The sequence below is a fragment of the Wohlfahrtiimonas chitiniclastica DSM 18708 genome (assembly GCF_000375345.1).
Lineage (GTDB): Bacteria > Pseudomonadota > Gammaproteobacteria > Cardiobacteriales > Wohlfahrtiimonadaceae > Wohlfahrtiimonas > Wohlfahrtiimonas chitiniclastica.
This window is the reverse complement of the sequence record NZ_AQXD01000001.1, coordinates 172,742-184,806: the sequence shown is the minus strand read 5'-3', so window position 1 is coordinate 184,806 and position 12,065 is coordinate 172,742. Positions and strand designations below refer to the sequence as shown.

The window sequence follows — 12,065 nt, the reverse complement described above, 5'->3', positions numbered from 1 at the left end:
GTTAAAAAAAGCCCGCATTGCGGGCTTTTTCATCATTCAATCGGTGCTTTAAAATCACTGTAACCTAAGCGGCGATCACGATATGCTTGATTCGCCTGTGCACATGGCACGCTGTGTAAAATGGGTCTAAATTGTTCATCTTGATCAAAATAGGATAAACCTAGATCACGCACAGCCTGCATCTTCACATAACATTGATTATAAGCCGTTTTAAAGGCATCAAAATCATTCACAAAGTGTTGCGTCAAAGCTTGTGAGCGCTCACGATACAATCCTTCCCACGCTTTACAGCTGCTGCTTGCGTCATAGCCTTCGGCATGACAAAAATCATATTTTTTAGCATAAAGCTCAAAAATATCCATCGGTTGCAATACTTCTGTGGCTTTTTCCCCCACCACATTTTGCCAAACTGTGCATGCAGATTTTGGGCGTTTGTCTTCCCCGCAATAGGTTTTCTCTTCACCTTTAAGCTCTAAATATGTCACACTTTGCATTTCTGCTTTACCTTGTGTGACGGCGGATTCATACACTTCATCCCACGCCGTACATTCAGGTGTTTTGTTAAAAGAGAAAGCATTGACACATTCTGAACCTAAATAAGCGGCAATTTGTTTTTGCCATGTTTGATCTTTTAGGCTTTCATTAATCGCATCACGCGCAGTTTTCACTGCCTGTGCATGGCGCTCTTCGGCTTGCTTTTTCTCTAACTCATATTGCATGCGTTTATGTGTTTTGATGGCGCTACTTGCCGCGTTGCACTCAGCATCTTTCTTTAAACGATCAAGCTCAGAGGTTTGACCGCTCATGAATGCTTTACGGGCAGCTTCGTTGCAGCTTTCCATTTTTTGCTCAGCTTTACCAATATTATCTAAATAATAGGCTTCATTTTTCTCAGAACATGCCACAAGAAATACACTTGCAACCGCAACAGCCATAACTTTTTTCATGATGATCCATCCTTTATGATTATTAAGCCGATCAGTCTAAGGGAGTTCATCGCCGATTGCGATTCAAGTATCGTTAATTTTCGTTATGTTTTGTTATACATGACGTTATGCATTGCCTTTTAAATAGCGATTAAACTCTCTGATTTGAATCCACAAAAAGAGCGCTGCGGTGCATGTAGAGATCAAATCTGCCACCACAATGGCATACCAAACGCCCGCAATGCCAAAATAATGGGGCAAAATGAATAATCCCGGAATCAAAAAGAGAATCTGACGGCTTAAGCTTAAAAAGATGGAATGCTTCACTTTACCAATGCTTTGGAAAAAGATCGTCACCACAATCTGAAAGCCCACCAACGGAAAGAGCATCGTCACAATGCGAATGGCAGAAATCGCCACATCAGACAACGCAGGCGATGGATTAAACGGCATGATGACCCATTCTGGGAAAAATACGCCAATCACCATCGCCACAATGCCAATGCCCACACCAATTTTAATGGTTTGCAGCAAAGCTTCACGCAGCCTTGCAATCTCTTTAGCCCCAAAGCTATAACCCACAATCGGCTGCATCCCTTGCGTCAAGCCAAGCAACACTAGCACCACGAGCATCAGCAACACATTCACAATGGTATAAGCGCCAACCGCCACAGAGCCGCCATATACGCGCACTTGCTGAATGATGATGAAAATAATGCTGCTTGAAACAATGTTCATCAAAAATGGCGATAAACCAATGCTGAGCACCGCTTTAGTGATCTGTGCATCAAAGCGAATGTATTTGGCCTTAAATTGCAACACCGAATGCCCATTCACAAAATGCTGCATCACAAATAGCGTGCCAATGAACATGGATAAAATGATGGAGATCGCAGCGCCTTCCATGCCCCATTTGAGCCAATAGATGAAAATGGGCGCAAAAATGCCGTTCAGCACCAATGTCAATAACATGGTGTACATCGCTTTTTTCGGATAACCCGATGCACGCATCATGTTATTAAAACTAAAACAGAGGTTTGAGAAAATCGCCCCCGGTAAAAAATACTTTAAAAAATCATAAGTGTGCTGATAGCTGCCTTCATCAGCCCCTAAAAAGTGCACCAATGGCGTCAATGTGAAAAAGAATATGAAGGAAATGGTTAAAGTGATGACCAGCGTCAGCAATAGTGATGTACCGACAACACGCTCGGCTTTTTCATAATCCTCATTACCAAGATAAATGGAGATGCGGCTCCCTGCCCCTGCACCCACTAACATGCCAAAGGCGGCAATGATGGTCATGATCGGTAAAGCAAGCCCCATTGCGCTCATTGCATCGTCATTGAGATAATCCGCATTGCCAATGAAATAGCGCGTAATGATGTTATAAAGGGCGCTGACAGAACTACCGATGATGGCAGGCAGTGCATATTTCCATAAGAGTTTTCGAATCGGTGCATCTCTGAGTTCTAGCATTCTCTCGGACAGTGCCATAATAATCCTCCATTAAATTGAGGCGAATAAAAAAAATCGCTCCTCGTATGAAGAGCGATCTTTGTTCGCTTTTACGCTTAATTATAGCACTATAAGCGGTGAACTGATGAGGTATTCGTGGTACCACTTGGCACCAATGCGCCAGAGACCATCACCACCAAATCATCTTGTTTTGCCAAGCCGCTCAATAATGCCTCTTCTTTACCAATGCGGTAGAAATCATCTGTGGAACGAATTTCTGGCACAACTTTTGTGGTCACGCCTTTGACCATCTGCAATTGACGTGCTGTTTTTGCATTGGTGGTTAAGGCTAAAATGCGCGCCGTTGGGAAATATTTACGAATGGATCGCGCAGTTTTCCCTTGATACGTTGCCACCACGATGAGTGGACACTCAAGCATTTCAGACATTTCAACCGCACCTAAACACACCGATTCAGTCACGCGCATTTTTTTACGTGGTGCAGACATGCGACTGCCCATTGAGCCATCTGTGCGTTCACAAATCGCCGCCATGATGGACACCGCTTCCACTGGGAATTTACCTTTCGCAGTTTCGCCAGATAACATCACAGCATCGGTGCCATCTAAAATGGCATTGGCAACGTCGCCTGCTTCTGCGCGCGTTGGGCGTGGGTTTTTGATCATCGAATCCAACATTTGAGTCGCGGTGATCACAACTTTACGCGCCGCCACACATTTTTCGATCATCATCTTTTGTGCAAAAATTACCTCTTCTACAGGGATTTCCACACCTAAGTCACCACGTGCCACCATGATGCCATCGGATGCTTCTAAAATTTCATCAAAGTTGGTTAAACCTTCTTGGTTCTCAATTTTAGAGATGATTAAAATATCTTCCCCGCCATGAGCATTTAAGTGTGCACGAATCTCTTCCACATCCGAACGCTTACGAATGAAAGAAGCTGCCACATAATCCACGCCCATTTCACAGCCAAAGATTAAATCTGCTTTATCTTTTTCTGCCAATGCCGGTAAATTTGTGACCACGCCTGGTAAATTCACACCTTTATTTTCGCCTAAATCGCCATCGTTGAGCACTTCGCAGATCACATCTTGCCCACGAATCTCCACAACACGCATGCCAATTAAGCCATCATCAATGAGCACAATGTTGCCCACAGCTAAGTCATTGCTTAAACCGTTATAAGTCACCGCGACGCGCGTTTCATCGCCAATCACGCTTTGATCACTTGTTAAGGTAAAGGTTTGACCGGCTTTTAAAGAAACATCTTCACCATCTTTTAACTTAATGGTGCGGATTTCAGGGCCTTTGGTGTCAAGCAAAATCGCAGCATTGCGCTGATGCTTTTCACATACGGCACGCAAGTTTTCAATGCGTCCACGATGTTCATCAAAATTACCGTGAGAAAAATTGAGGCGCATAACGTTCATCCCTGCATCGAGAAGCTTTAACAACACAGCTTCTGACTCAGTTTTAGGACCAATCGTACATACAATTTTCGTCTTCTTCATACACACCCTCTATCATGGTTAAATTTTAGATCATTCTGGCATCACACCATGTTTGATCTCATCAATTAAAATGTCATCCGCCGGTGGGAATTCAATGGCTGACAATTCAGACACATTCGTCCAACGAATCACTTGATTTTCGCGCCCGTAAGGTTCCCCTTCAAAGCTATAGACATCATATACCACAAACTCGATCACTTTATCATCATAATCGTGCGTAAAATCGACACGATGCACAAAATCATTGACAAGGATGCCGATCTCTTCGTCTAACTCACGATCTAAGGTTTCGATGTCTGTTTCACCCATCTCGACCTTGCCACCTGGAAATTCCCACAATCCGCCAAAATTTTTATTGTCAGGTCTTTGACAAATTAAGATTTCGTCCATTGCTTCATTCCAAATAACTGCCATCACAACGCGCAATTTTTGCTTTTCTTCCATCATTTTTCCACTGTCTGTAGTTGGTTCTTTAAAAAGTTAAAACAATTGATGACGGCAAACGCCATCGCCTCTTCCCTTTGATGCTTCGGGATCTGAATAATTTTTGAGAAATATTGGTCACGCACACATAAATGGAGCTGGCACTCATATACGGTGGTGCTCTCTGTGAAATTTTCACTGACGCCAAGGACAATATCCACATTCAATGTCTCTTGAGCCGCTTCAAACGTCGCTTGATCAAACTTACCCCGCAACACCATGCCGCCTTTAAAAGGCTCAAGATTTTCACCATAGGCCGTCAAGCGACTGGCCATCATGCCGGCTGTAAACCATTCCACGCAGCCAAGGGTTAAATCTTGCGCAGCACATAATTTTAAAACGCAGCGCTCCATCGTTTGTTGATTGTGCCCAAAAATATAGGGCGCTAAAATCTCTTCTGCCTCTTTTTGATACGGTGCAATCATGGCTTGTGCCGATTTTTCATCGGCTGCTTTTGCAGAGATGCGTACACTGATGCCATTGATGCCGGAGGCTAAATACGACAATTTTGGGTTGCCAATTTCAGCTAAGCGATCATCTAAATCCGATAAACGCTCAGCCACATGGGATTCTGGCAACCCCCATAATTTAAGGACTTCTGTATAAATGCGTAAATTATCCGGTGAAATCTTCCGCAACATTGGCACAACTGAAGACTCAAAAATCGCTTTCATTTCATAAGGTACACCTGGCAATAAAAAGTAATGTTTCCCCTCGTGATTGAGGTATAAGCCGGGCGCTGTGCCAGGGTATTTCTCTAAAATTTGGCACCCTTGTGGATAATGCGCTTGGCGATAATTATTCTCGCTCATCGTGATGTTGCGACTCGCAAACTTCTCACGGATCATTTCGGCTAAGGCTTCATCATAGACAAGCGGTAAACCTAATGTGGTGGCCAATGTCTCTTTAGTGATGTCATCTTGCGTTGGGCCAAGGCCGCCGGTGGCAATGATGATGTCCGCCCGTTCTGTCGCCAATGCAAACACCGATTGAATGTTGTGGGCATTGTCCCCCACGGTGGTTTTAAAATGGCTGTCGATGCCAAGCATACTGAGCTGCTGGGATAACCAAACAGAATTGGTGTCCACCAACTGCCCAAGCAGTAATTCTGTGCCCACTGAGATGATTTCAGCTTTCATTAATCATCGTCCTCTATGTTGAGTTTTTTTAATCGATAGCGAAAGGTTCGAAAAGAGATGCCCAACTGTTTCGCCGCTTCGGTTTTGCTGTCATGTTCTGCCAATGCCCGTTTGAGAATTTTACGCTCAACGGCGGCTAAATATGCCTCAATGTCATCGATGTGATCGGGAATCACAGGATCTTCCTGATCACCTGTATCCATCAGATCATTGATCATTGGTGGCGGTGCATTTTGCACCTCACTGACTAATACTAATTCATTGTTTGAATTAAGCAATAAATCTTTTTCTTCAATCACGTCCCCATCACACAGCGTTGAAGCGCGCTCTAAGATGTTCTCAAGCTCACGCACATTGCCGGGAAATGCATAATGATCTAAACGACGCAAGGCGCCTTCTGTGATCGTCACAGCGCGGCCATTGTCATGATTCAAACGCTCTAAAATCACTTTAACCAAAATCGCCACATCGCCCCGACGCTCACGCAACGGCGGCACATGTAGCGAAATCACATTTAAACGGTAAAAGAGATCCTGACGAAATTCGCCTGCATCCACAAGCGCCGCTAAACTTTTATGAGAAGCCGATAAAATCCGCACATTGACGGGGATTTCATGCATTGCACCAATTGGGCGAATGGCACGCTCTTGAATGGCACGCAGTAATTTCACCTGCATTGAAAGCGGTAAATCGGCAATTTCATCGAGCAGCAATGTGCCGCCATCCGCAGCCTGAAAGAGCCCTTTTTTATCTTTATCCGCACCTGTAAAGCTCCCTTTTTTATGGCCAAAGAGTTCACTTTCCACCAAATGCTCCGATAACGCACCGCAGTTCACCGCAATGAAAGGTCCATCAAATCGTGGGCTTTCTGCATGAATCGCGCGTGCCACCACTTCTTTACCGACGCCTGATTCACCGGTGATGTAAATTGGGGATTGAGAACGCGCCAATTTACGGATTTGATTGCGAAGAGACACCATCGCCACAGAATCGCCATATAAACCATGTTTAGAGGCCACTTGTGGGATCTTTTGCGTTTGCACCGCATTGAGGGCTAATTTACGCAGTGCATTGATCTCAAAAGGCTTAGAGATAAAATCAAATGCGCCAAGCTTAAGCGCTTCAATCGCACTTTCCACATTGCCATGCGCCGTCATCATCGCCACTGGTAAATTCGGCACTTTATCCTGAATGTAACGCAGCACATCGAAGCCTGAACCATCGGGCAATTTTAGATCCGTCAAACAGACATCAAAGGCTTCATTTTGTAGTGCCACAATGGCATCTGAGACTGAATAGGCTTCCACACATTCAATATCAATGGATAAAAAACTCATGGAGATCAGTTCGCAGATGTTCTCTTCATCATCAATAATGAGCGCTTTATACATTCAAATCCTTTCAATTATTATTCGTTGATTCGTTCATTATACAACTTTCGCAAAAACGATTCTAAAGCCATGGCGACCTTTTTGATCATCCACATATTGCACGATGCTGCCATTGGCGGCACAGAGCTCTTTTGTGATGTAAAGCCCAAGCCCTGTGCCCTTTTTATGGGTGGTAAAAAAAGGCTCAAACAGTCGAAAGCGCGCGTTATCGGCAACACCCACGCCATTATCATAAATGGATAAAATCGTTGTATTGCCTTTTTGCTCAGCTTCCAAGGTAATGTGTAATTCTGTCGGCTCAATGCCTGAATGAATCACCGCATTGGTGATCAAATTATGCACCACTTGGCGCAGTACAGAGAGGTCAAACAACACCCGCTGCACATCATCATGAATGATGAGATGGACATGCTCAACCATGTGGGGAAACTCCACAAAAAACTCATCGAGCAATTCATTTAAAAAGCCCTCAAGTTTAATGTATTGGCGCTCTGCCTCATTTTTCCGCGCGAGCACCAACACATCATTGATGATGCGATTCGCCCGCTGCACATTATTATTGATCATATCAATGAGGCGTTTTTCCACCGTGTTCAGGTTTTGCTGCTCCCCAAGCAATTGACTGGCTTGATAGATCGATGCCATCGGATTTCTGATCTCATGAGCGATCGCCGCCGTTAAATGCCCAAGCGCCACTAATTTTTCTTGCTGCGCGCGCCGACTCACTGTTTCCATCGGTTCAATCTGAATCACCGAATAGTGATCTGTCGGCAGGTCAATCTCGCTAAATTCAATGTAATATTTGTGATCATTGTATTCAAATAAAGACGGATCCAAAAATTTCAGCTGACTCCAGAGGTAAAAGCGCTCTGTCAAAGTGGGCAAATACTCCATCAAATGGCTGTTTTTAAGCTCCATATCCCCAAACCATGATTTGATGTATTGATTCACCAAAATCACTTTGCCTTCTGAATTGAGTACAATGAGCCCAGATTTTGATTGCTGTACCACCGCTTCATGCAAAATGGCGGCATTGCGCAATTGCTCATTTTGCGCTTCCACCAAACGTTGGGAAGCCTCATATTTATGCAGCCATAAATTTGTGAGAATCAGCGCCACAAAAGCAAAGCAGTTTTGCCCAATCAAACGCAAAATGCCTTGAGACACCATCAATTGATACCAACTCATCTCCGGAATTTTGGGGTCAAAATCAAATTTTAACCACAGCATCAATTGAATGCACACAGAAACACCGAGCAATAACAGCGCGCCAATGCGGGATAAAAATGCCCCATGCACCATAAAGGAGATGAGGAGCAAAATCACCAATGGGCTGTCTAAACCATCGGTGAAGTAACACAGTGCAGAAATGAAGCCTAAATCCAGCAGCCCAAAAAAGAAAATATAACGCGTGGTTTGATAACGCACGCGCTTTAGAATCAGCGTGGAGATCAATAAAAAGACGAGATACGTCAATAAGATGTAATGAAAATATTGGGAGATCGGCAACGCTTCTGGCGAAACCCTCGCGCTCAAAATGTAGACCGATGACAAAATCACCGCCATGATCAAGCGAAAGATGCCCAATAACTGCATCGGTACGCCTGTTGGCTGAATTTGCTGAGCTTGCATCATTATTAGAGGTAATGCACCAACAGTGTGCGAAGTTTATCCGCATCATATGTTTGCGTGCTGCTGAGCGCGATCAGATCGACATTGAGATCTTTTAACACCTTTTGCAAACCCGCAGGCGGATCAAATGTGATGGCTGCCACCGCAGAAAAACTGTGTTGATCCACCAGCATAAAGTCACATGTGATCTGTTTTAACTCTGCGCTCAATTGCTGCTGAATCTCTGGCGCTAGGCGCGGATCAATGCTGATGAATGTTGCCAATTGCGGCTTTGGAAACACTTGCAAACGCGAACCGCTGACCAATTGTTGCAACAATAACAACACTTGCTGCTCTTGCATGTTCAAGGCGCTGGTTTTCGTGCGAAAGGCATTGGGAATATTCGGATTGTGTTGTGGCAATGGCTCAGGTTTTGGCGTGCGACTTCTTCGCATCAAAAACACAAAGCCAATGATCACAATGAGGGTAAAAATAATTTTATAAAACATACGGCGTCCAATTATTGAGGATAAAAGCGATTGAGATAATCACTGATGCGCACTTTTTGATTGCCTGCTTGGTAATGATAAATCACCACATTTTCTAAAATACTCTTCACATAACCGCGTGTTTCACGGTACGGGATGGACTCCACCCACAATGCCACATCCGCCATTGGGGGATCAATCCATTTCACCACTTTATGCGGACCCGCATTATAACTGGCTAAAATATAAGGCCAATGCTGCCCAACAACGCCACTGACATCATTTAAATAAGCCGTGCCATAACGAATGTTGTACACAGGATCATATAAACTGCCGCGTTTTTCACCCAATTTTGCCGCCATTTTTTCTGCGGTGGGAATGAGGAGCTGCATCAAGCCATATGCATTGGCATGGGATTTAGCATCCGGTTGAAAGAGGCTCTCTTGACGAATGAGCCCCCACAACAATTCAGGTGGATAACCATAGCGCTTTGCCGACTGCTTCACATCTTTGCCATAACCCATCGGATAACGAATGTGCAATGCACCCGGTTGCCTTGCGGCAACGGCAGCACGAATGCCTAAATCATAAAAACCTTTTTCATACGCTGCAAAACTTGCGGAGTTTTTCTGTGGCTGCGTTGCAGTGCGTAAACCTTGGAACCATGCTTGATGGGCAAAATTACGCTCATCCACCGCCATTAAATCTAAGCCCAATTTAAAATTGGCATCGGTTAAAGGCGCAACGGGATCAGCTTTACGGCGCACCAGTGACGCAAGCACAGAATAGGGTTGCTTTAATTCATCGGCGGCTAAAAAGCCATAAAAACTGGTTTGGGAGGCAATGGTTTTATAGAGCTCATTCGCCTTTGCTTGCTGCCCTAAACATTGATGCATGCGACCTTGCCAATAAGTCCATGTGGCATCTTCTTTCGCTTTTGGGGATAAGCGCTCTAAATAATCGAGGGCATTTTTACATTGCCCCGCTTGTGCGCTCAATTTAAAACCGCTGATTTTTACATCATCGGTTTGCTCATTTTTTGCAATGGCTTCAATGCGTCCTAAAGGATCAACCGCATCGGCGCGCCCTGCTTGGAAAACTGTTAATAAATTACGTAATTTTGTGTATTCGCTGGCTGTGACCAATTGATTTTTACGCACAAATTCCAGCCCTTTTAAAGCATTGGTGGAATCACTTTTGCCCCACTGCTGCACGGCTAATGTATAAAAACGCGTGGAATCTTTATAATATTGTTTTTGCGTCATCAACTGCCCAGCAGGATTGTCAATCACATTGATCATGGATTGATAATACGCACGCTTATCACTTGGCACATGCGGCAATAGGGCTTTGGCGCGCCCGATGTTTAAATTGGCAATCAGTTCATTGATTTTTTGATCCACCACTGTTTTTGGGGCATATTGATCGAGCCAAACTTTTTCTACAGACAAACAGCTTGATAACGGCGTTGCCACTTTCACCCAATAACTTTGAAAGCGCGCGGCATCAAAATCTTTCGGGCGCGTTTTTAAAATGGCATCATCATAAATACAACGTAAAAACTGGCTTTGCGTCTGTTTTAGTGATTTCTCAATGAAGGCATAATTTTTTTGTTCAAGCTCATAGCGATAAAAATCTTGGCTCAATGACGCATTGAATAAGGTGTTCGGCGTGCGCTCGATAAAGGCAAGCACTGTTTCTTTCGGGAGTGATTTTAAATTTTGTTGCACATAATAATATTCAAGGTAAGGGGCAACCGTCGTGCCTTTGAGGGCTTTGAGCGATTGTTGATACCCTTGAACATTGCGGCTTTGAATGAAGGATTTGCCTTGTTGAAAGGTCGCGATCTCCTGCGACGACAACGCAAAGGCATGGCTCGCTGCTGCACATAAAGAAAATACCGTAACAACTATTGCTTTGACCTTCATTCGAATCCTTTATTTTTTCAATTTATTCTGGCATTACTGTACCAAAAATTTTGTCGCCTGCATCCCCTAAACCTGGAAGAATGTAAGCATCTTCATTTAAACCATCATCAATCGATGCGGTATAAATTTCGATGTCAGGATGTTTTGCCTTCACAGCTTCTAAGCCTTCTGGCGCACACACTAAGAAAATGCCTTTGATTTTCGTGCAACCTTTTTCTTTTAATAGATCAAGCGTTGCGATCAATGTGCCACCGGTGGCAAGCATTGGGTCTAAAATCACCGCGGTGCGCTCTTCCATGAAAGAGGTTAATTTTGCGTAATAAGGACGTGCTTCTAATGTCTCTTCATCACGTTCAAATCCCACCACAGACACACGTGCACCTGGCACTAAATCTAATGCGCCATCAAGCATGCCGATGCCCGCACGCAAAATTGGCACCAATGTCACTTTACGACCTTTTAAGCGCTCAACTTCAACCTTGCCTGCCCAACCCTCGATGGTCACCATTTCGGTTTCTAAATCTTTTGTGGCTTCGTAAAGTAATGACATTGCGATTTCAGAAGACAAACGGCGAAACTCAGCAGTACTGATCTCCTTTTTACGCAATAAACCCAATTTATGGGCCACCAATGGGTGTTTAACTTCAACGACTTTCATATGTATCTCCAAATTTTGACCAATCTACAGTAAAAAGTCCCAGAGTTTGGGACTTTTCATTAATGATTATTGTGCCGCAGCATCGATGGCTTTTTTCATTAATTCTTTTAATTCCCCACTTTCATACAACTCTAAAGTGATGTCACATCCGCCGATCAATTCGCCGCCGATGTAGATTTGTGGGAAAGTTGGCCAATCTTCATAAAATGGCAAGTAGTTATAAATATTTTCATCATCAAAAATATTCACGGCCGCAAATGGTAAGCCTGTGCTTGCCAATGCTTGTGCTGCACGGCTAGAGAAACCGCACATAGGGAACTGTGGTGTGCCTTTCATATAGATCACAACAGGGTTTTCCGTCACTTGTTGACGGATCAATTCTAAAGTTTGCTCTTTCATTGATTCACTCCTTCATGAATAAAAAAATCAGGCCATTCTACCATTTTATGCC

Annotated in this window: 11 protein-coding genes; all 11 read right to left on the bottom strand. The window is 44.0% G+C overall.

Annotation, left to right across the window (positions count from 1 at the left end; translation table 11 throughout):
- Positions 1-32: 32 nt before the first annotated feature.
- The 11 genes from B143_RS0100840 to grxD all read right to left on the bottom strand — a co-directional run bounded on the left by B143_RS0100840 (position 33) and on the right by grxD (position 12,013).
- A complete protein-coding gene (locus tag B143_RS0100840) occupies positions 33-947 on the bottom strand; it encodes a hypothetical protein (RefSeq protein ID WP_018121791.1) in 915 nt (304 codons plus the stop codon).
- 105 nt (positions 948-1,052) lie between these two features.
- Positions 1,053-2,420: an MATE family efflux transporter gene (locus B143_RS0100835; protein ID WP_026165652.1), complete on the bottom strand. Its 1,368-nt coding sequence runs from the start codon at positions 2,418-2,420 to the stop codon at positions 1,053-1,055.
- A gap of 89 nt (positions 2,421-2,509) precedes the next feature.
- Complete coding sequence (gene pykF / locus B143_RS0100830; RefSeq protein ID WP_018121789.1) at positions 2,510-3,916, bottom strand: pyruvate kinase PykF; 1,407 nt, start codon at positions 3,914-3,916, stop codon at positions 2,510-2,512.
- 30 nt (positions 3,917-3,946) lie between these two features.
- Positions 3,947-4,360 carry an 8-oxo-dGTP diphosphatase MutT gene (gene mutT, locus B143_RS0100825; protein ID WP_018121788.1) on the bottom strand — a complete coding sequence of 138 codons (414 nt, stop codon included), beginning with the start codon at positions 4,358-4,360 and terminating at the stop codon, positions 3,947-3,949.
- The gene (locus B143_RS0100820) at positions 4,360-5,538 is read right to left on the bottom strand and encodes a CinA family nicotinamide mononucleotide deamidase-related protein (RefSeq protein WP_018121787.1); all 1,179 of its coding nucleotides are present in this window, start codon (positions 5,536-5,538) and stop codon (positions 4,360-4,362) included. The genes mutT and B143_RS0100820 overlap by 1 nt, the downstream gene beginning before the upstream one ends.
- A complete protein-coding gene (locus B143_RS0100815; RefSeq protein WP_018121786.1) occupies positions 5,538-6,929 on the bottom strand; it encodes a sigma-54-dependent transcriptional regulator in 1,392 nt (463 codons plus the stop codon). Before B143_RS0100815 ends, B143_RS0100820 begins: the two co-directional genes overlap by 1 nt.
- A 36-nt stretch (positions 6,930-6,965) precedes the next feature.
- Positions 6,966-8,564 carry a sensor histidine kinase gene (locus tag B143_RS0100810; RefSeq protein ID WP_018121785.1) on the bottom strand — a complete coding sequence of 533 codons (1,599 nt, stop codon included), beginning with the start codon at positions 8,562-8,564 and terminating at the stop codon, positions 6,966-6,968.
- 2 nt (positions 8,565-8,566) lie between these two features.
- Positions 8,567-9,049: a DUF2726 domain-containing protein gene (locus B143_RS0100805; RefSeq protein ID WP_018121784.1), complete on the bottom strand. Its 483-nt coding sequence runs from the start codon at positions 9,047-9,049 to the stop codon at positions 8,567-8,569.
- 11 nt (positions 9,050-9,060) lie between these two features.
- Complete coding sequence (locus B143_RS0100800; protein ID WP_018121783.1) at positions 9,061-10,956, bottom strand: lytic transglycosylase domain-containing protein; 1,896 nt, start codon at positions 10,954-10,956, stop codon at positions 9,061-9,063.
- A gap of 22 nt (positions 10,957-10,978) precedes the next feature.
- On the bottom strand, positions 10,979-11,614 hold the full coding sequence (gene upp, locus B143_RS0100795; protein WP_008315263.1) for a uracil phosphoribosyltransferase: 636 nt from the start codon (positions 11,612-11,614) through the stop codon (positions 10,979-10,981).
- A gap of 66 nt (positions 11,615-11,680) precedes the next feature.
- Positions 11,681-12,013 (bottom strand): Grx4 family monothiol glutaredoxin, encoded by a 333-nt coding sequence (gene grxD, locus B143_RS0100790; protein WP_018121782.1) that lies wholly within the window; start codon positions 12,011-12,013, stop codon positions 11,681-11,683.
- Positions 12,014-12,065 lie beyond the last annotated feature (52 nt).